Origin of the sequence: Paenibacillus sp. DP01, assembly GCF_044784315.1 — a bacterium.
Lineage (GTDB): Bacteria > Bacillota > Bacilli > Paenibacillales > Paenibacillaceae > Paenibacillus > Paenibacillus polymyxa.
On the sequence record NZ_CP173059.1, the window covers coordinates 4,253,337 to 4,273,735 of the forward strand.

A 20,399-nucleotide genomic window follows, 5' to 3' on the forward strand; every position below is an offset into this window, starting at 1 on the left:
TTATTCGTCCTCCTTCAGTTCTTTAACTCCGTCTCCTGCCTTGCATACATAAAAGCTGGCTTCCAGCCCTGTACGGGTCTGATAAGCTTCGCCGACTTCCTTCACAAAACGTTCCACATCGTCCTCATGAACCAATGAAACCGTACAACCTCCAAACCCAGCCCCTGTCATGCGAGCACCCAGCGTGCCAGGAATGCGTCGTGCTTCTTCCACCATAACATCCAGCTCGGTGCAGCTGACCTCATACAGGTCACGTAATGAATCGTGTGAAGCGTTCATTAACTGACCGAAAGCTGCAAGTTCATTCGCCGCGAGAGCTTCGACAGAGGCCAGCACACGAGCGTTTTCCTCCACCACATGCTGTGCCCGGCGGCGAACTGTTTCATCTGCAATATGATGCTGAAGCTCTCCAAACCGAGCCTCATCCAGCTGTGCAAGGTACTCCAATGACGACTCCTGCTGCTGCAAAATGGACAGTGCTTCCGCACATTGACTGCGACGCTCGTTATAGGCTGAATCCACCAAACCGCGGCGCTTATTTGTATTGCCGATCACAAGCTTATAAGCTCCCGTGCGGAATGGCACTTTACGGTACTCCAGCGTATCGCACATCAGCAGAATTGCATGATCAGCCGCTCCGTTCGCTACAGCGAACTGGTCCATAATGCCGCAATTGACACCCACGTAATTGTTTTCTGCACGCTGGGATAACAAAGCAATTTCGACTGTGTCGGTTTTCTGCTTCTCGGTAGTCAGGAAAGCGTAGCCGGTCACGACCTCAATCGAGGCTGAGGAGGATAATCCAGCTCCGTTCGGTATTTCTCCATGATAGAGCAGATCGTATCCGCTAGAAGGATACACTCCCTTTTGAGCCAACTCCACCAGCACACCCACCGGATAATCCACCCACTCATCCGTTTTGCTTTTACCTATCTCTCCGCGGGGGATAGACACTTCGTACGACAGGTTTGTCGAAGCAAAATGAATTTGGTCATCATTGCGCGCACGAAGGATCAGCGTCGTACCAAATTCCAGCGCAGCCGGGAGTACATAACCACCATTATAGTCGATATGCTCTCCAATCAGATTGACGCGCCCAGGTGCATGAAATATCAGCAGTTCATTGCTGCTTTCACCATATTTTTCAATAAAATGTTTCTTTAATTCAGTAGAGTTCATATCCGCATCCACCTCATTCACCGTTAGTAAAAGTCTCCCTGATTTCCCTGTAATATCTTAATCAGGTTGACATCTCTTATGATTTCAGTATAAATGAAAGCGTCACACAATGTAATGCATCCATGTGTTTAAGCTATGGATAAATGTGACTTGGACATGTACAATGTAAGTATACCGCATCCGCTAAACTATTCACAAATGCAGGAAGGATGACTCTATTTTGCAAGCGCATTCATATAGTTATGCTGTCGCCTCTAATCCGGTGTTTTATGAAAATAGCCCGCTGCATGTGCTTTTTGCAGGAGAGAGCCAGACCAAATCCGGTCATGCTGTGGGGCCGAAAATCTATGATTACTATCTGCTCCACTTTGTAGAGTCGGGCAAAGGCATCTTTCGAACAGAACAGCACACATATCAGCTTAAAAAAAACGATTTTTTCCTTATTCATCCCGGTCAGCTGGTGAGCTATACCTCTGATGAAGAAGAACCATGGCGCTATCGTTGGTCTGCTTTTACCGGACACCATACGGAGCAGGTGGTGCAAGAGGCAGGACTGCGTGTTCATCAGCCTGTTTTCCATGCTGCCGATCAAAGTCCTATTCCCGGTTATCTGGAACAAATGCAATTGGCCTTTTACAGCAGAAAATCTAGCTCCCATCTCTCAGCCTTGGGCTACTTGTACCTAATTATGGGGGAAGCAAGTAATTACCTAAGTGACTGGACTGATCCGTCTGGGGCGGATTCGCAAATTCGACGTACAGTCAAGCAGATGGTTCAATACATGTCCACTCAGTACGCACACCCCGTTTCCATTGAGCAAATGTCTGAAGGACTTGGTTATAACCGTGCATACTTATCACGGATATTCAAAAAAGAAACGGGCATCTCCCCCGTCACCTATTTGCTTAAACTACGGATCGACAAATCACGTCAACTGCTGCGTGAACGTCCTGAGCTGTCGGTCGAGCAAGTGGCTGCATCTGTAGGTTTAACCGATGCTTTATACTTCTCACGTCAATTCAAACGTTTCTGTGGTCAGTCTCCAACCGAGTACCGGAGCAAGGTTAAGCAGTATCCTCAGTTGTAAAGTAAGCTTTGGCAGGTTTCCCTAGCTCCCTGCCAATAACAAACAGCCCGCATCCTTCAAGCGAATGCGGGCTGTTAAGTATATATCGTATAAGAGAATGTGAAATTAGGTCAATGACTCCGAAATGCCTTTTGTCATTAGGCTGTGCCGCTGTCTTGTCCGTTCCCGGCATTTAGAATCGAATCAATCCGGTCCAGCTCTTCCTGTGAAAACTCCAGATTGGATAAGGCTTCAACATTCTCTTCGATTTGGCTTACACGGCTAGCCCCAATCAGGACAGAGGTCAGACGTTCACCGCGTAGAGCCCATGCCAGTGAGAATTGAGCCAAACTTTGTCCACGTGCAGCAGCCATCTGGTTCAAGGCGCGCACCTTGCGAAGAGTTTCAGGCGTCACATGGTTCTCATTCAGGAAAACCGATGTGCTTGCTGCACGTGAATCCTCGGGAATTCCGTTCAAATATTTATTGGTCAGCAGTCCCTGAGCCAGTGGACAAAAGGCAATGCTGCCTATCCCGTTTTCGTCCAGTACATCTTGTAATCCATTTTCAATCCAGCGGTCAAGCAGAGAGTATCTCGGCTGATGGATCAACATCGGTGTGCCAAGCTCCTTCAAAATACGAGCTGCTTCTGCCGTTTGCTCTGCACTATAATTAGACACACCCACATACAGCGCTTTACCGGAACGTACGATATGATCCAGTGCTCCCATCGTTTCTTCCAGCGGCGTATTCGGATCGAAGCGGTGAGAGTAGAATATATCGACATAGTCCAGCCCCATTCGCTTCAGACTCTGATCCAGACTGGATATCATATACTTGCGAGATCCCCAGTCACCATATGGACCTTCCCACATATGGTAGCCTGCTTTGGTGGAGATAACCAATTCATCCCGGTACGGCTTCATATCACTGGCTAACACTTGTCCGAAAAATTCCTCAGCTGAACCCGCAGGAGGACCATAGTTATTAGCTAAATCAAAATGCGTAATGCCCAGATCAAAGGAGCGAGTAATCATGCTGCGACCATTCTCCGCGTTGTTAATCCCGCCAAAATTGTGCCACAAGCCCAGCGAAATAGCGGGCAGCTTAAGACCTGACCTCCCTGTACGGTTATATTTCATACTTTCATAACGATCTTCGCCAGCTAAATAAACCATGCTATCACAGCCTCTCTCGAAACATTGTTATGTCCATCACAACATCATCATAGCGCTTTTATCCGGGCGTTGACAAGAAAACGATTACAAGCCCAATTGATGAGCAAGTTTTTCCATAACTTTACCGATCGGTTCAGTGATCAAAAGATCCGCCTTGTGATCATATGAGGTGGGGTCTGTATTCAGCAGAACTGTATGTTTACCGCGAAAATAAGCAATCAAGCCTGCCGCAGGGTGAACTGTCAGTGACGTTCCTCCAATTAACAGCAGATCTGCTTGAGAAATGGCCTGAATGGATTGAATAAGGGTATCTTGATTCAACTCTTCCTCATATAAAACGACATCCGGTTTGATCATTCCTCCATCTACCGGACATTTAGGTACAACCTCGGAACTGTTCATCACTTCATTTAGATCGTAAAAGCGACCGCATTCCATACAGTAGTTGCGATGTACCGAGCCGTGAAGCTCCAGTACATTCATACTTCCTGCAGCCTGGTGTAATCCGTCAATATTTTGCGTCACAACCGCTTTAAGACGGCCTTGCTTTTCCAAAGACGCGAGGAAATGATGACAGCCGTTCGGCTTCGCATCGGGATGCAGCATTTTGCTGCGATAGAAACCGAAGAATACCTCAGGATGCTTCACAAAAAAAGAGCGGCTAAGCATAACCTCGGGAGAATAAGGTAATTTTTCCTCGCTCTGATACAAGCCTGCTGCTGAACGAAAATCTGGAATACCACTTTCCGTCGATGTCCCTGCTCCGCCGAAAAAAACAATATTCTGCGATTGCTGTATCCAATCCGCCAACGTATTAACTTTCATGCTCTACGCACCTCCAGCTCTTTATATCCACGAACCACCTTATCCGCATCCAGCAAATGACCGGAACGCTCCGGTTCCGGAGCAAATCCAATGGCTAGCCGTACTCCGGCACGCTTGCCCATCTGCATATCCCCATTACTGTCTCCGATCACTACCACGTCCGCTGGCGACAGTCCTAGTAACGCGCAAGCTTTTTCAGCCATTTCCGGGTCAGGCTTACCGTATGTAACCCTATCATGTCCGATGATCTCGTCAAAATAGGATGTCAGCCCCATCCACTCCAGATGCTCTTGTGCAGCCTCTGTACTGTCAGAGGTCACAACCGCCAGCTTCAATCCGGCACGGCGACTCTGCTCCAATAAGGTCCGCAACCCCGGAAACACCTTCGCTGCCCGATGTCGGCGGACGTCAGCCATCGCTGTTTTATTAAATTCGCGGACAAGCCGCACAGCTTCATTCCACGGGACACCGGCAGTATAAAGCTGCCAAGCCAGCACACCTGTACTTTCATCCACCGTCCCCATTGCCAGCGGACCAGAAGGATCGTAACCGATCACACGTCCCTCCTGATCGTGAACAGTGCCTAGAATGTTGCCTTTTTCCATCGTAAAACCAGCTCCCGCCACGACAAGATGCTGCTCCATCATATCCAGTATAGAACGAGCCCAAGGGCCCCACAACTGAATAAAATCCAGTAGTGTGCCATCTTTATCGAATAAGATGCCACGGCATGAATATCGCTTCCCCTGCACGATCAGCTCAGACATGCATCACACCTCCTTTACGGGTTCTTAGAAGCTGAATCTACACTCTCTTTCATCCAGTCCTGTAAAGCCGTTACCGTCTGATTCCATTGCTCAACGGCGCTAATTTTCGCAGGATTATCCCCTTTCTGGGCACCGTAACTGCCAAATTGGGCATGGTTCCCCCCTTCGACTGTAAAATACAGCGTGTTGGCAGGTAAATAAGTTCTCCCACTTTGGACATTTTTCATCTGGATGACTCCATCATCACTTCCTAGTAGAGAAATCACTGGCAGATTTTTATCCTTTAAATTACCCTTGTTATCCGGGTAGGAAGCAAGGAAAAATACACCTTTAACCTGATCAGGATGTGCAGCTGCATATCGGGCCGCCATCACACCACCTAACGAATGTCCGCCAATAACAAAGACTTCCTTCGGGTACGCCTTTAGCACTTCATTCGCCAAATCCGGTGAGATCAATGCAAGGTTCAGTGGCATTTTTACAATAATCACATGATGACCCTTTTCTGCCAGACGGCGTGCCAAGGGCGCATAGCTTTCGGGTTTAACCAACGCTCCTGGGTACAAAATGACTCCTGATCCACTTCTTTTGGCAGGCTCAAAACTTAACCAATGCTCTTGCTCATTTACTTTCACAGTATCCGCTATTTCGGCTAATGCAGCAGCAGCCGTCTCGTCAGGCTGATAAGGCGTAAATACCTTCCATGCTCCCCAACCCACGATTAGCACAATGACAATTAGGATGCCTAAAAGAATTTTCCATATTTTCCGAGATCCGCGTGTTCCATAGGAGTTGTATGATCTTCTTGTTCTTCTTCTCATCGTATAAGTTCCTTTCGCCTTTCGTACCTCGTGATTCGCAACTTGAATCTAAATGGTGTCGCTGTATTTGTTAGCATAACTATAACCTTGTTAGGGTAACATCGTTGCCTGTACAGGGTCAAATTAGCACACGTTTCCAGACATAAGCCCATCTTTATTCCGTGTTCAAGCTTTCGCCACATAAAAAGGACATGATAACGCTTACTATTGTGAATAAAATCACAATGTTACAATCCAGAGTATCGTACCTTGTTCCATGTAAAGAATTATTTTTTAAATAGTTTAGTCGGCAGAAGCCGTTCGGAGGGAAACACATGACGACAAGCCATGATGTACAAGGGGAAAGCTTTTTTCTCAATTTGCGATTTCTGTTGATTATATGCGTATTTGCAGGAAACGCCCTGGAGCCATTAGTCGGTTCACTTCATCTTGCCCAACAATGGTTCAGCTGGATATTCATGTTTCATATGCCGTTGTTTGTACTCGTTACAGGCTACTTTGCCAAAACCACTTTGACGGGTCTCGCAGGACAAAAGGTTCTGCTTCAGATCGGTATGCAATATCTGATTTTCCAATCCCTTTATTCAATTTTGGATATCGTAATCTTTCACGTTCCCCATATCCATCATTCTTTTTTTGCTCCTTATCTGCTGCTTTGGTTCCTTGCCAGCCACATCTGCTGGAGACTGCTGATGCTATCTTTTCAGAAAATACCACCAGTCTTCCAACTGGGCATATCCGTGCTACTGGGTATCCTTGTCGGATATCTCCCCGTAGACGGTATATGGCTAAGCGTATGCAGAACCTTTGTTTATTTGCCTTACTTTGTAGCAGGTTATCATTTGAATTATGCCGACGTTCGACGCTTCTTCACAACACCTGTCCGTATCATCGCTGGTATTGTATCTCTTTTACTTATGGTACTGGCGGGAACGTCGTATTTTGGTATCCCGGCAGGCTGGCTATATGGCAACATGACTTATGGTGAACTGGGCCATACCGAATGGTACGCAGGGATTTACCGTATCGGCATTTATGGAGTTCAATGGATAGCATCTATGGCGTTTCTAAGCTTTGTTCCAGCCGTCACAGGACGTATAACCGAGATGGGACGACGTACATTATATGTCTTTTTGCTGCATGGCTTAATCGTCCGTTCCGTTGTTGCAAAGGGGGTCTACGAGTATATAGATACTCCTGTGGAAGTCATGTTGATTCTAGTGTGCGCCACAGGTCTGTGCTGTCTGTTGACCATGCCTTGGGTTCGAACTGCAACACGGCCTCTGATTGAGCCACAGGTAGAGTGGATGTTGAAGCCCGCTCCTTATCTTTTTAGACGGTCTGCGTAACTTTTTATCCATTGATATTTCACAATCAGGACGCGACAACCCACTTACAGACGAGAATGGAAGTGGGTCTCCCCCTCTTTACTTCGCGCATAGTGCCTGTTTCATACAGGCAAGATGTGGTAAGTAAATGATACGCGCAACAAAAAACAACTTTTTAATAAGGAGTGATTTGTAATGGCACGTAATCAAAATCAGGGTAAAATGAGTCGCGAAGAAGCAGGCCGTATGGGTGGGGAAGCTACCTCCAAGAAGCACAATAAGGAATTTTATCAGGAGATTGGCAAGAAAGGCGGACAAGCAACCGCAAACTCACATGATAAAGAGTTTTATCAGGAAATCGGCAAAAAGGGCGGCGATGCTACAGCTGAGTCGCATGACAAAAATTTCTACAGAGACATCGGTCGTAAAGGTGGCAGAAATTAAAATATAGTTTCATATTCCACCCTCCTTTAACATAAAAACAAGCCTGAGCCCATCCGTTTTATAGCGGAATGGGCTTTTCCTATTTATCCGATAGGCTAATATATCAGGATATCAGAGTTTTGAAGAATCCAATTCAAATCCTTACAGATGCAATATATAGATAAATAAAACTGTTCCTATCTATATATTGTTGCTTACAGAACACTTCTATACTTTTTTCAAAATCCTCATATATGTAGAAATATGCGCACAACTATGATAGACTCTTTAGAAAACATCTGCGCTATTACGGCGTTCAATTGAATGCCATACCATTTTTATACTTTGGGGGGAAACCAGCATCATGACAGCTAAGACGAAAATGCGTTCCGATATGATTAAAAAAGGCTTTGACCGCGCTCCTCACCGCAGCTTGCTGCGCGCAGCGGGTGTCAAAGAAGAAGATTTTGACAAACCGTTTATTGCGGTATGCAACTCGTATATTGACATCGTACCGGGCCACGTCCATTTGCAGGAATTTGGCAAAATTGTCAAGCAGGCCATTCGTGAAGCAGGCGGTGTACCTTTCGAATTTAACACTATTGGTGTAGATGACGGCATTGCCATGGGACACATCGGTATGCGTTATTCTCTGCCAAGTCGTGAAATTATTGCAGACTCTTTGGAAACTGTCGTTTCCGCTCACTGGTTTGACGGCATGGTATGTATTCCTAACTGCGATAAAATTACCCCTGGTATGATGATGGGGGCATTGCGTGTTAACATTCCGACTATTTTCGTCAGCGGCGGTCCTATGAAAGCTGGTAAAGATAAGAACGGACGCTCTATTTCCCTGACTTCCGTCTTCGAAGGTGTAGGTGCATTCCAGGCTGGCAAAATCGATGATCAAAGTTTGCTTGAGCTAGAACAATATGGCTGTCCAACCTGCGGCTCCTGTTCAGGAATGTTCACAGCGAATTCTATGAACTGTCTCGCAGAAGCGATGGGACTCGCTATGCCAGGTAACGGTACCATTCTCGCCGTAGCAGAAGAACGCAAAGAATTCGTCAAACAATCTGCACGCCAATTGATGGAATTGATTAAGCTTGATCTCAAACCACGTGATATCGTGACTAAAGAAGCCATTGATAATGCATTTGCACTGGATATGGCAATGGGTGGTTCTACGAATACCGTATTGCATACATTGGCACTTGCCCATGAAGCTGAGGTTGACTACCCTATCGAACGCATCAATGAAGTCGCGAACCGTGTACCTCATTTGTCCAAATTGGCACCTGCTTCCGACTATCACATTGAGGATGTTCATAATGCAGGTGGCGTAAGCGCAGTGCTGAATGAGCTATTGAAGAAACCGGGCGCATTGCATGGTGACTGTATTACTGTAACTGGGAAAACCCTTCGTGAAAACGTAGAGGGTCAGGAAATTTTGGACACTAACGTCATCCACAAATTGGACAACCCTTATTCCGAGCGCGGCGGTCTAGCTGTATTATTCGGCAATTTGGCACCACAAGGCTCCATTATTAAAGTCGGTGCGGTTGATCCTTCTGTTGGCGGTTATCACAAAGGCCCTGCCATCTGCTTTGATTCACAGGAAGATGCACTGGCTGGCATCGCTAACGGTAAAATTGCCGAAGGACATGTTGTTGTTATTCGTTATGAAGGTCCTAAGGGCGGACCTGGTATGCCTGAAATGCTCGCTCCGACTTCACAAATCGTGGGCATGGGGCTTGGTGCCAAGGTTGGTCTGATTACAGACGGACGATTCTCAGGTGCTTCCCGTGGTATCTCCATCGGTCATATTTCCCCCGAAGCAGCAGAAGGCGGACCTATCGCTTTTGTTGAGGACGGCGATATCATTGAGCTGGACCTGAACAATCGTAAGATTGAGCTTCACATTACGGACGAAGAATTCGACCGTCGTCGTGCCAACTGGAAAGGCTTCGAGCCGAAAGTGAAGACAGGCTACCTGGCGCGTTATTCCAAGCTGGTGACGAACGCAAGTAACGGCGGAATTATGAAAATCTAAGTGCTTTGCCAAGATAGATTATTGTATGAACCACTAAAAAGCCTCTCGACTCCTACAAAGGATCGAGAGGCTTTTTTTATTAGGTCAACTGCTTGATCCTGTATCCGCTGTTTGTGAAGCCCTGATCGAAGTATGCATAGGCTCCCCTTCTTCGGTCATTTCACTGTTGAGTGTATGAACCACATCCCTTTGATCAGTTGGATCAAAAGCCTGGTCTGCCCGGTGCGAATCCCCCGGTTGAAAACGTTCAAACAAGGTATCAATGGGCATCACGATTAGTTTCGGTACCATGACCTCTTTTTTTTCACTCAATTGTTCTGAACCCGAAGGATGGATGACACGAAATAACAGCTTTAAATATACAGTAGATGCATGCTTAAACAGTCCTTGGGGAAGCTCCTGAATTTGAAAGCCTAATTTTTCAGGCCCTCGATGAATCATACTTACTGCATAGATCGCCTTTACACCCTTCATACCAGAATCATGTACAACCCGTTGGGTAAGATCAGGCAGTTGTCTTTTCACAACCCGAATCAATTGAATCGCTAGATGTACCAAGGACTTTGCCGTCGCTCCCAATTGAAACAACATTTTATTGTCAAAATGAAGCTCAATTATGGGGTCCCCCTTTTCCAGCCACCTACCGTTCTCCATGTTAATATTGGGTCCATGATAGATACGGCGACGATAATAAAAGATCGTGTTATTCTTGCTAACAGGACGAAGGCGGAACAAGGCGTGAAAAAGGCGCTCGTATTGTAGCCATCCGAATACCATCGTTTTTTTCATCCAATCTGTACTGGACAAGCAGGAGACAGTGGAATGATAGCCAGATTGACGGCAAAACAATGTATCCACGCGGACACTGCGTAATTGCCGTTCCTGGGCGACCCTCAATAGCTTCTCTAGCGCAATGAGCATATTCTGTGGCGCTTCTGCGTCTGCCCCCAATGTCGTACCACAGTCATGGAGCAGCATCACCTCGCCACCCCTCAGCTTTTTGAGCATTCTTTCTGCTAATTGTTTCGCTCCAATGCTGGCCTTCCAGTCACCAAACATAGAGGACCATAATACGATTCGACGACCATTGTTTTTGGAAATATCAAAAAAGTTCACAATCCCCCAAGGTGGACGATAAAAGGTCGTTCCTTCGCCAGTTACTCGACGAATGACTGACTCTGTCTGGGCAATTTGTCTTCTAACAGTAACAGGCCGCATAAGCCAATTCGATTTGTGCACATAATTGTGAATACCGATTAGATGACCTTCATCATGCATGCGCTTCAGAAGCTCAGGGTGTTTTTCGGCATTCAACCCTACAACAAAAAAAGTAGCCTTGGCATCAAAACGCTTGAGTAAATCGAGCAACTGTGGTGTATAGACTGGATCAGGACCATCATCAAAGGTTAGTGCATATTCTTGGTCACTTTTTCCACGCCTAAACACCCGGAAACCAAATATACGACTCACCAGCGCCGGAATAAAAGCATAAAAAGTTGAAATGTAAAACATCCATAACAGCAAAGTCTGCACGTTTTATCCCCACTTTTCTATTCTGAACTTCCAAGCAGGCCTCCTGAGGAAAACTCACTTACTTATATGTTATCACAATGATGTAAGCATGCCGAGATTTTGCCATTGCTACTGGTCAGCATTGAGATTCAATTTAGTGTACAATAAATAAAAATCTTAAAGGAGTCGTTGTATACATATGCTTCCATTGTACAAAAAATATTGGCGTACTGTTTTTGATATCGGTCTGATCGTATTAACCGTGTATTTAATTATGTTCGTATCCAGCAAACTGTATCAGCTAGCCGCACCTGTGTTCCTTTCATTCGTCGTGTTTTGGTGCATTGAACCTGCTGCCCGTTATTTTCATCGCAAAGGCATGAAAAAGCCTTTTGCCTCCGCACTCTCCGTATTGCTGTTTATCATCTTATTAATGGCTATTTTTTTCGGATTGGGCCTGATCCTGGTTACTCAATTTACAAAAGTCGCGCAAAACCTCCCACATTATACCCAGATTATCCAAACGGAATTCACGCGGATTCTTCATCTTTCTCAAGATAAAATTGCTGCCTTGCCTCCGGGTGTTACCGAACGTGTAAATGATTATTTTGCGACTGCTACCACCATTGCTACGAAATGGGCACAGCTAGGGTTATCTTTTTTCATTCAATTTCTCAGCTCCTTCACTGTTTTTATGGGCAACTTTGCGGTTGCCATCATTTTAGCGTTCTTTTTGAGTATGGAAATTAATCTCTGGAAAGGAATTGCCCGCAGTAAAACACCGAAGACACTAAAAACGGCGTACCTTTTTCTAAAAAATCATGTACTTAAAGCCATTTCCGCCTTTCTCAAGGCTCAAGCCTTACTGGTAGGAATTACCTTTGTGCTCGTATTTATAGGTTTACTCATTTTGCAAGTAGATAATGCCCTATCGTTGGCGCTCGTAGCAGCTTTGTTTGATATTCTGCCGTTGTTGGGTGTGCCTGTTATCTTTATTCCGTGGGCAGTGTATTTGTTCATCACGGGGAATACCGGCTTGGCTGTAGGCTTGCTTATTGTCATGGCTGTCACCGTGATTGTGCGCCAGTTGGCGGAGCCCAAAATTACTGGTAATTCCATCGGCGTCTCATCTGCCTATCTAATGCTTTCCTTTGCCATTATATCGTTATCCATCTTCGGATTGGCCGGATTAATCCTATCCCCCATTCTGATCATTTTGCTCAAGGAATTGTGGCAGCAAGGTTATTTGCAGCAATGGATTCGGTTTCCGACTGAGGAATTTGACGAGCCTCCTTTTATCGTCAAAATTCAGGAGGAAGAGCGTGAAGCTACTCGCAGGACTCAAGAGGATTGAGCTAGCAGATCCATGACTTGGCCGAACAGTGCTGTGGCCTGATTTGCAGCATGCGTTGAAGCATTTTGCACAAGAACGGCAACCGCATAACGTGGCCGCTCTATCGGACCGTAACCAATAAACCACTGGTGATTTATGGGGCGACCGTTTTTTAAAGCTTGGGCCGTACCCGATTTACCGGCCAGCTTCCAGGTTTTGTTACACAAGGAGGCACCTGTACCGTGTGTCACAACTTGTTCCATTGCTTCACGAAGCGTATGAGCCGTGGATGTGCGAATCGAGCGGCTGCCTTGGGGTAAAGGAGCAGCGTGAGCAGGTAGCTCCAGCAAGGTGCTTCCGTCTGCGTAGCTGACGCGTTTTACGATGCGCGGTGCATGTACTTGACCATCGTGCAGCAAGGTGACGATGAGGTTAGCTGCTTGGAGAGGCGTCACCAGCACATCACGCTGGCCGATAGCTGTCTGCACACGTACGCCTGGATCAGATGCATTTGTATGGGAGCCGAATACGGCTCCCTTTTCTTCGTGATCCATCGGTCTGAATTGAGCTAGCCCTGCCAGATCCCGGTCCTGCCAGCCCACGGTTCGACTCAATCCTAGTGCAGAGGCTGCGGCCTGAATTTGCTCGGCGTTAAGCCGTTCGCCGAGATGGGCGAACACACTATTACAGGATACGGCAAGCCCTTCCTCCAGGTTCAGGGTTCCGTGTCCTTCTTTTTTCCAGCATGACAAGCCGTACTTGCCATAGGCTCCATGACAATGAAATTGCTCCTGCGGTTGAACCACACCTGATTCAAGTGCAGCCGCAGCCGTAACCAACTTAAAAATTGAACCAGGCGTTACTGCTTTGAGAGCACGATTAGACCAGTCTGTTTTCTGCTGCGGATCAACATGAGCGGGATTATAGAAAGGACGAGACACCATCGCCATCACATCCGCGTTACCTGCATCAAGCACAACGACTGCTCCTTCTGCCAAGTGGTTAGATTCTGTCAGCTTCTCAATCTGTTCCTGCAACGGGAGATCAATTGTAGTCTGCACCTGTAATGGATAGTGACTATTGGATGGAGCACTGACACGAAGCGGGACATGAGTCAATGGACGACGTTGGGCATCTACAAACCGAGAGACGAATGTCTCACCAACGCCGCTTAGCAGCGGCTCTAGCGTTCTTTCCAGGCCAGCTGCCCCCATCGGCAGTTCACTTGCTCGTTCACCACGTTCATACATAAAACCAAGCCATTGTCTGCCATTGGGCAAGTCCCTATAACGTTGCGCATACGGTACAAGCTCTATGAGCGAAGGGGCTAACTTCAGCAGTCTGCCCGCTTCATTCGGATGGATTTGTACAGGCTCTCCACGTCCATCCCTCCATATGAGCGGAGATTGCAGTCCCTTCCATTGCGTCAACAGTTGCCCTTTACTCGTATGCAATAACTTGGCCAGCTCCTGTCCATGCGAAGCTGCTCGGCCATCTACATCGGGAAAAAGCACTGGCGTCCATACGACTCCTCCAGTCAAGGGCTGCCCGTGTCGGTCCGTAAACTGTCCACGCCCAGTATCAATAGCGATTCCTTCCTGTCGCTGACGTACTGACATTTCTTTAAGCGAATGCCCCCCATAAAATGACAAATGAATGCCTGCTGTTCCCTGAATCCAAGCCAGTCGGAAACATAAAATCAGTAGCGATACCATGATCCCCAGGGCTATATATGCAATTCGACGTTGACGAATGAAACTGCTATGACGCCTAGACACATCCATCCTCCTTTCATCATTTTTCCAGTAGTATGTCCGGTGATGGAAAAAGAAAACCCACTCAACATGTAATGTTGAATGGGTTACCGAATTTATTGGATATCTAGTGATGAATATGGGCTACAACCTAAAATTTCATCTAACGAATAATATACCGTTATAAAAATAGTAATGGCTAGAACCACCCAGGCCCACTTTGTGTTTCTATTCATAATCTGCTTTCCTTCTCAAGAGATTTCCCTGATAACCTTGATTTTACAACACCTACACTGTAAACCTTGAAAGCTGTTCTTTCAAATTCACTGAAACTCCTTCCAGCTTATCAGACAAGCCTACCAGCTGATTACCGATATTGGCCTGCTCATTACTGAGAGAAGCGACTTCCTGCGAAGTAGCAGAGGATTGCTCGGCCACCGCACTAACATTGGTCATTGCCTCAGACAAAGTAGTCTGCGATTCACTCAGATGATGAATGGAGGCGGTGACTGTTCCCAACCGAAGCGCGAACTCGCCCATTTGCTGCTGCACCGATTGGAAAATGTCCGTCGTTTCTCGTACGGCTCCCATCTGCTCTCGGAACAGCGGGTACACTTCAGATAACGCCTGTACCGTTTCATTCATCTCATTGACGATATTATTCGTAATACCTGTAGCTGTACGAATGGCTTGACGTGATTGTTCTGCCAACTGACGGACCTCATTTGCAACCACCATAAAACCACGCCCGGCTGTCCCTGCTCGTGCCGCTTCTATCGTCGCATTCAGGGATAGAATGTTCGTTTGTTTAGCAATATCCTGCAATACGTCCAGCACCTTAAAGACATCGGAAGTTGTCTTCTTCAGTTCATCTACTTTGCCTACCAAAGCATGCGTAGTTTCTTCCGTAACCTTAGTCTTGCTCAATAGATTTTTCAGCTGAATTGTCCCTTTTTCACTGGACTGTTCAACTTCTTGTGCGACCAGACTCATTTCATAATTAGAAGTCATAACCGTATCCATTTGCTGGGATATATTCCCCGTTAATCCGCTACCACGTTCCGCCTCTGTTGCTAAACTGGTGGCACCATGAGCAATCTCTTCCGTCGCAGCTGCAATTTCTTTGGCTGAAACGGCTGTCTTCTTCGAGGCATCACTCAGTTCCGTCGCTGTATTCAGTACCTCCTGTGCTGATGCATTCGTCTGTTCTACCAGCAGTGTAATTTGCTCCATCATTGTATCAAAGCTAGCGGACAACTGCCCAATTTCATCCTGAGCCTTATAGTTCGTTCGGATTTGCAAGTTGCCTTTGGCGCCTTCAATCATTAAATCCTTCAGGTGTGTCAGTGGACGAGCCACGAGGCGCACGATCCACAGGCCGATGAACAATGCAATGAGTGCAGCCACCGCAGCAAATACCCAGGTCGTAGTTAGAATCCCCTTAGCGTCTCTCACCAGCTCGGATACAGGTACTACACCCACGAGAATCCATTTGGAAGTTCCCAGTGTATTATGAACCGTAAGCACACTTTGCTCTTTGCCATCTGCTACCTGCTCCATAATTTGATTTCCTTCGATCCCTTCAAGCTTGGAAACGTAATCCAGCTTTGTCTTACCCCCGGCCAAGCTCTCATTGTTAGAACCTACAAACTCCCCCTTGTCTGTCACAAGGCTAATCATACTGCCTGAGCCCAAATTAACACCTTTCAACTCGTCCTCCACCGCACTGGCCTTTAAATCCATAACCAGAACATAAGTCCCTCCCAACCCGGACATGCTGTTCATGGATCGTGCCAGACGAAAGGTCTTGCTGCCATTGTCATTCACCTGCGTAGGTAGCCAAACCATTCCCTTGTTTTTCAAAATATCGTTAAACCATGCTTCCTGCCGTACATCCTTTTGTGTTCCGGTACCCATTGCAGCTAAACTGGTTTCTTCCGGGTACAAATACAATGAATCAATCGCTTTATTTGTAAAAGCAATATTGGTTAATTTCTTGTTTACTTCTCCCATAGCAACAAAAGATGCAAAGGGATTTTTATCTTGCTTTACAGCCTTTTGCAACTGATCACTTAATTCAGTATCGAAAAATACCTGTGTCGATGTGTCTTGAAAGCGCTCTAAAATAATATCAAGCTTTTCCGAAGTTTGCTGAACCGTTTGCTGATACGCTGTAGCTGCATTTTGCTCAATCGTGCTTTTAGCTCTGTAGTACGAGAGCATTCCCAAGCTGACCACAAATAACATAATGGCCGCAAAAAAGATCAGAAACAACTTCATCCCAACCGAACGGATCGGATTATAGTTTTTGACTAAATGCATAAAATCCTTACTGTATCTTTCAGGCTTAAGTAAACGCTTTAAATTGTTTGTGCATTTACGTAAGACCTCAGCTACCCAGGGAGTACCCTTCGAAGACATCACAACCGTCTCCTCCCCTTTATCCGTTGTTACTTTACTTCCTTTTAAACCTTTCATTTGATCCTTTTTCTTGGGTTGCCTTTTTGCTGTATTCCCCTCTTTTTTCCGAAAACCCATTCCTCTCACCTACCACTATATAATTAGTTTCTTGTTCCACGTCATCCATTATGTATCTATTATCTATATAGTCTCTATCGGAACTATTCGACAAGGAATGTAGCTTTCCTTTGAGTACCCACTAAATTTTGTGAAACTTTTTTCCTAGAAAACTATTCAAAAAAAAGCCTCTCCAACCGATAGGAGAGGCTTTTGAATCTTTTAACTTGTGACTTAAGACTTATTTACTTCTTTTTACGCATCATATCAAAATATGATACAGGCTGATCTACCTTCATTTTGATTCGTTGAAGCGGATGACGTGCAGCATCTAATTCGTTGCCTTCCTCATCCCAGATCGTTCCGACCGTTTGCTTGAAAAATGTTCCGTTCGGACCGAAAAATTCAATTTCATGACCTGGTTTAAAATGGTTGCGTTGTTGAATCGTTGCGATGCCACTTGCAGCATCGTAGTCCATGACCAGTCCGGCAAAATCATAAGGGACCGCTTTTTCTTCCGGCTCATAAATATGATCCTCATGATCCGGTGTATCATAGAAGAATCCAGTATTTAACGGACGATTGGCTGCCTTGTTAATTTCTTCAATCCATTCTGGTTTGAGTACATAATTTTCCGGATCAGCCATATAGGAATCAATCGCTTGACGGTAGACATTCACGACCGTAGCCACATAGTGGATGGACTTCATACGTCCCTCCACTTTAAAGCTGTCTACACCCACATCAATCAGATCAGGAATATTTTCAATCATACACAGATCCTTGGAACCCATAGAAAAAGCATTATCGCTCTCTTCAAACAATGGAAGCTGGTTAACGCCAAGCTGGAACTGTTTTAGTACATTGTTGTCCTGTGCCTCTTCCTCAGATATCCAAACCTCACCTGGTCGGGCATCCTCAAACAAATCATATTTCCAGCGGCAAGACTGACAACATCCTCCACGATTAGAATCTCGGTCTGTAAAATGATTGGATAACACACAGCGACCGGAAAATGAAGAGCACATTGCACCGTGGACAAAAGCTTCGATTTCGATGTCCACATGCTTTTTAATTTCTTCGATTTCCTCCAAGCTGGTTTCACGTCCAAGTACCACACGCGGCAGTCCCTCGTCTTTCCAGAACTTTACCGCTTGCCAATTCAGCGTGGACTGCTGTGTGCTCAAATGCACTTCCAATCCGGGAACTGCCCGCAATGCCACGGATACAATAGCCGGATCAGCGACGATAACAGCATGAATTCCTACTTCATACAGATTGCGCAAGTATTCCTCAATTCCGGCAATATCTTCATTGTGAGCATAGATATTAGTCGCCACAAGCACCTTAGCGCCGTACTTGTTGGCGAATTCCACACCTTCACGCATTTCTTCAAAACTGAAATTATCGGCGTTAGAACGCAGACCGTATTTTTGCCCACCTATATATACAGCATCCGCGCCATAGTGAACGGCAAACTTCAGCTTTTCTAGATTTCCGGCAGGAGCCAACAACTCCGGCTTATCCAAACGATTTCGTTTACCTGTATATTTTCTCGTTTTGGTGATCGTTCCCATGACGTTCCCCCCTCTGTAAATTCATTTTGTAATTAATAAACCTGCTCTTTGTAGAAAAATCCGAAGGAAAGTTCCCGTTCAGGGTCTTGAAGGCGGCGAACCTCATCCAGCCAGCTTTCATCATAAACATAAGCATCCGGGTCGGCTGTATAACTGTCTATAGCTTTACGGTAAGCACGGACAACTGCCTCATTGTAAGCTGTGGGTTTCAACAAGCCCTCGATCTTAAAGCTGTGCACGCCCGCCTCCATCAGAATATGCAGATCCTCCATGATACAAAAATCATCCGAACTCATAATATGTGTCCCGTTGATATCTTCGTAAATGGGGAACTTCTCTTCCTTCCGCTCTGCTTCAATCAGAAACAAGCCACGCCCTCTGCCGAGATCACCTTCTACCGTGCGACCTTGGTGCAGCATATAGCTTTGAACAAGCTTACGCTTGGAGTGATAAATATTGGTCATTCCATGTACCTGAACCTGTGCTTCTATGTTCAACTTTGGAATCATTTCCGTAATCTCATCCATACTGAGCTCACGAGCCAAGATGACACGTGATGCCCCTTTTTCACCCCAGTAGTTGGCGGTTGCGAAGTTGGTAGAAATCATCTCTCCGTTCCAGAAGAGTTTCAGATGAGGGGCATATTCCTTCACAGCCATGAGCACTGCTGGATCATTAAACTCAATGGCGTCTACGCCGCATCCAGCTATGGTCTGCACATATTCGGGAAGAAGTGGCAATAGCTCATTCGTCATCAAATTCGTCATAGATACATATACCTGCGCCGCATGCTTCCGTGCCTCTTCCACAACCTCACGGATTTGGTCCGGGGTAAAATGTCCTGGCAGTCGCATGCCAAAGCGGTCATCTCCAATCAGCAATGCAGTTGCTCCAGCCTCCAGCATATGGCGGGCATCCTCCGGAGAGCTGGCAGTTGCCAGCAGTTCGGGTTTGTAAGCCATAGGCTCACCTCCTAATTTGTCTTACGGTTACTTATCTGAATGTTATGCAAATGTTCTTTATACGTTTTGGCAAATAAATGTTTATGTGTCCCATCTTTTTTGGTCACATAAAATAAATAATCTGTAGATTTTGGCTGTAGAGCCGCCACTACTGATTTCAGACTAGGACTTGCAATCGGTCCTGGCGGAAGTCCCTGATGCATATACGTATTATAAGGACTTTCTACAGCCAAATCCTTGTAATACAGTCGTTCCTTTTGCTTGTCCAGCATATATTGAACTGTAGCATCAATTTCCAGCTTTTTATCCTGTTGAAGACGGTTATAAATAACGCCAGCTACGATAGGCCGCTCATCGTCTACAACTACCTCGCGCTCTACCAGAGAAGCAACTGTCAGCAGCTGATGCAGTGTTTCACCCCGTTGCTGCAACCCGGCATCCAAGTCAGAAATGGTATCCAGACGTTTTTGCGTCTGCTCCAGCATCGTCTGAATGATATCCTTGGTTGTGCTTCCTTTTTTCAGTTCATAGGTTTCCGGGAAAAGATAACCTTCCAGCGCATAGCGAAGCCCCATCTGCTTTGGTATGTCCCGCACCAGCGCGACGTCAAAAGCGGACGGATCGTTGGCCAGCTGCAAAAATTGCTGCCGGTCCGCCAGTCCTTCCTTTTGCAGTTTATCTGCCATCTGTCTAATCGTAAAACCCTCCGGGATTGTAAAACGAATCATTTCCTCTTTGACTACATCCCCAGCCGATAGCTTGGCAATCAACTGATCAAAGGTTGCGCCAGGCTGCGCTTCATATTTTCCAGCCTGAAATGCGTTTCCTTGCTGTTTGAATTTTACATAAGCCTTAAACACGAGCGCATTACGTATAAGTCCCTTTTGCTCCAGCGTATCTGCAATAGCCGATGTTCCCGTACCTCTTACCACCGTAAAAGCAACGGGTTGTGTTTTCGGCTGAACAGGCTGCATGGCATTCCATATATAGAGGAGTGCACCTCCTGCTATGCAAACAAGCAGGAGAAGCAACGTAAGCATCCTTGTCCTTCGCTTCACATCCACCCAACTCCTTCACAGCCAAAAAGGGCGGACTGGTCCGCCC

At 46.1% G+C, this 20,399-nt stretch carries 16 protein-coding genes; 5 read left to right on the forward strand and 11 right to left on the reverse strand.

Annotation, left to right across the window (positions count from 1 at the left end; genetic code table 11):
- A complete protein-coding gene (locus ACH59B_RS18595; RefSeq protein WP_026065404.1) occupies positions 1–1,179 on the reverse strand; it encodes a galactokinase in 1,179 nt (392 codons plus the stop codon).
- 220 nt (positions 1,180–1,399) lie between these two features.
- On the opposite strand from ACH59B_RS18595, the gene ACH59B_RS18600 reads away from it, so the two are divergent.
- Entirely contained in the window at positions 1,400–2,266 is an 867-nt protein-coding gene (locus tag ACH59B_RS18600; RefSeq protein ID WP_017426736.1) for an AraC family transcriptional regulator, read from the forward strand.
- 137 nt (positions 2,267–2,403) lie between these two features.
- On the opposite strand, the gene mgrA is transcribed toward ACH59B_RS18600, so the two are convergent.
- The 4 genes from mgrA to ACH59B_RS18620 form a co-directional block, all read right to left on the reverse strand.
- Positions 2,404–3,423 carry an L-glyceraldehyde 3-phosphate reductase gene (gene mgrA, locus ACH59B_RS18605; RefSeq protein ID WP_017426735.1) on the reverse strand — a complete coding sequence of 340 codons (1,020 nt, stop codon included), beginning with the start codon at positions 3,421–3,423 and terminating at the stop codon, positions 2,404–2,406.
- A gap of 84 nt (positions 3,424–3,507) precedes the next feature.
- Positions 3,508–4,248 (reverse strand): NAD-dependent protein deacylase, encoded by a 741-nt coding sequence (locus ACH59B_RS18610; protein ID WP_017426734.1) that lies wholly within the window; start codon positions 4,246–4,248, stop codon positions 3,508–3,510.
- A complete protein-coding gene (locus ACH59B_RS18615) occupies positions 4,245–5,015 on the reverse strand; it encodes an HAD family hydrolase (protein WP_017426733.1) in 771 nt (256 codons plus the stop codon). The genes ACH59B_RS18610 and ACH59B_RS18615 overlap by 4 nt, the downstream gene beginning before the upstream one ends.
- A gap of 14 nt (positions 5,016–5,029) precedes the next feature.
- Positions 5,030–5,836, reverse strand: a complete 807-nt coding sequence (locus ACH59B_RS18620; RefSeq protein WP_017426732.1) for an alpha/beta fold hydrolase — start codon at positions 5,834–5,836, stop codon at positions 5,030–5,032.
- 314 nt (positions 5,837–6,150) lie between these two features.
- Here ACH59B_RS18620 and ACH59B_RS18625 point away from each other — a divergent pair, with 314 nt between their 5' ends.
- The 3 genes from ACH59B_RS18625 (at position 6,151) to ilvD (ending at position 9,640) form a co-directional block, all read left to right on the forward strand.
- Complete coding sequence (locus ACH59B_RS18625; RefSeq protein ID WP_017426731.1) at positions 6,151–7,185, forward strand: acyltransferase family protein; 1,035 nt, start codon at positions 6,151–6,153, stop codon at positions 7,183–7,185.
- Between the two features lie 174 nt (positions 7,186–7,359).
- Complete coding sequence (locus ACH59B_RS18630) at positions 7,360–7,608, forward strand: KGG domain-containing protein (protein ID WP_013372595.1); 249 nt, start codon at positions 7,360–7,362, stop codon at positions 7,606–7,608.
- 343 nt (positions 7,609–7,951) lie between these two features.
- Positions 7,952–9,640 carry a dihydroxy-acid dehydratase gene (ilvD, locus tag ACH59B_RS18635; RefSeq protein ID WP_016819075.1) on the forward strand — a complete coding sequence of 563 codons (1,689 nt, stop codon included), beginning with the start codon at positions 7,952–7,954 and terminating at the stop codon, positions 9,638–9,640.
- Between the two features lie 84 nt (positions 9,641–9,724).
- On the opposite strand, the gene ACH59B_RS18640 is transcribed toward ilvD, so the two are convergent.
- On the reverse strand, positions 9,725–11,173 hold the full coding sequence (locus ACH59B_RS18640) for a polysaccharide deacetylase family protein (protein ID WP_017426730.1): 1,449 nt from the start codon (positions 11,171–11,173) through the stop codon (positions 9,725–9,727).
- Between the two features lie 178 nt (positions 11,174–11,351).
- Here ACH59B_RS18640 and ACH59B_RS18645 point away from each other — a divergent pair, with 178 nt between their 5' ends.
- Entirely contained in the window at positions 11,352–12,506 is a 1,155-nt protein-coding gene (locus ACH59B_RS18645; RefSeq protein WP_016819077.1) for an AI-2E family transporter, read from the forward strand.
- On the opposite strand, the gene ACH59B_RS18650 is transcribed toward ACH59B_RS18645, so the two are convergent.
- The 5 genes from ACH59B_RS18650 to mltG form a co-directional block, all read right to left on the reverse strand.
- Positions 12,494–14,269 (reverse strand): penicillin-binding protein 2, encoded by a 1,776-nt coding sequence (locus ACH59B_RS18650; RefSeq protein WP_017426729.1) that lies wholly within the window; start codon positions 14,267–14,269, stop codon positions 12,494–12,496. The genes ACH59B_RS18645 and ACH59B_RS18650 overlap by 13 nt on opposite strands.
- A 258-nt stretch (positions 14,270–14,527) precedes the next feature.
- Complete coding sequence (locus ACH59B_RS18655; protein ID WP_017426728.1) at positions 14,528–16,777, reverse strand: methyl-accepting chemotaxis protein; 2,250 nt, start codon at positions 16,775–16,777, stop codon at positions 14,528–14,530.
- Positions 16,778–17,001: 224 nt separating this feature from the next.
- A complete protein-coding gene (locus ACH59B_RS18660; protein ID WP_013372602.1) occupies positions 17,002–18,333 on the reverse strand; it encodes a U32 family peptidase in 1,332 nt (443 codons plus the stop codon).
- A gap of 32 nt (positions 18,334–18,365) precedes the next feature.
- Positions 18,366–19,295, reverse strand: coding sequence for a peptidase U32 family protein (locus ACH59B_RS18665; protein ID WP_016819081.1), 930 nt, complete (start codon positions 19,293–19,295; stop codon positions 18,366–18,368).
- 11 nt (positions 19,296–19,306) lie between these two features.
- The gene (gene mltG, locus ACH59B_RS18670; protein ID WP_026065403.1) at positions 19,307–20,335 is read right to left on the reverse strand and encodes an endolytic transglycosylase MltG; all 1,029 of its coding nucleotides are present in this window, start codon (positions 20,333–20,335) and stop codon (positions 19,307–19,309) included.
- Positions 20,336–20,399 lie beyond the last annotated feature (64 nt).

What these genes read in the sequence shown, in the direction of transcription:
- ACH59B_RS18595 (WP_026065404.1), bottom strand. Translation starts at nt 1,179, where the DNA reads ATGAACTCTACTGAATTAAAGAAACATTTTATTGAAAAATATGGTGAA.
- mgrA (WP_017426735.1), bottom strand. Translation starts at nt 3,423, where the DNA reads ATGGTTTATTTAGCTGGCGAAGATCGTTATGAAAGTATGAAATATAAC.
- ACH59B_RS18610 (WP_017426734.1), bottom strand. Translation starts at nt 4,248, where the DNA reads ATGAAAGTTAATACGTTGGCGGATTGGATACAGCAATCGCAGAATATT.
- ACH59B_RS18615 (WP_017426733.1), bottom strand. Translation starts at nt 5,015, where the DNA reads ATGTCTGAGCTGATCGTGCAGGGGAAGCGATATTCATGCCGTGGCATC.
- ACH59B_RS18620 (WP_017426732.1), bottom strand. Translation starts at nt 5,836, where the DNA reads ATGAGAAGAAGAACAAGAAGATCATACAACTCCTATGGAACACGCGGA.
- ACH59B_RS18625 (WP_017426731.1), top strand. Translation starts at nt 6,151, where the DNA reads ATGACGACAAGCCATGATGTACAAGGGGAAAGCTTTTTTCTCAATTTG.
- ACH59B_RS18630 (WP_013372595.1), top strand. Translation starts at nt 7,360, where the DNA reads ATGGCACGTAATCAAAATCAGGGTAAAATGAGTCGCGAAGAAGCAGGC.
- ilvD (WP_016819075.1), top strand. Translation starts at nt 7,952, where the DNA reads ATGACAGCTAAGACGAAAATGCGTTCCGATATGATTAAAAAAGGCTTT.
- ACH59B_RS18645 (WP_016819077.1), top strand. Translation starts at nt 11,352, where the DNA reads ATGCTTCCATTGTACAAAAAATATTGGCGTACTGTTTTTGATATCGGT.
- ACH59B_RS18650 (WP_017426729.1), bottom strand. Translation starts at nt 14,269, where the DNA reads ATGGATGTGTCTAGGCGTCATAGCAGTTTCATTCGTCAACGTCGAATT.
- ACH59B_RS18655 (WP_017426728.1), bottom strand. Translation starts at nt 16,777, where the DNA reads ATGGGTTTTCGGAAAAAAGAGGGGAATACAGCAAAAAGGCAACCCAAG.
- ACH59B_RS18660 (WP_013372602.1), bottom strand. Translation starts at nt 18,333, where the DNA reads ATGGGAACGATCACCAAAACGAGAAAATATACAGGTAAACGAAATCGT.
- ACH59B_RS18665 (WP_016819081.1), bottom strand. Translation starts at nt 19,295, where the DNA reads ATGGCTTACAAACCCGAACTGCTGGCAACTGCCAGCTCTCCGGAGGAT.
- mltG (WP_026065403.1), bottom strand. Translation starts at nt 20,335, where the DNA reads ATGCTTACGTTGCTTCTCCTGCTTGTTTGCATAGCAGGAGGTGCACTC.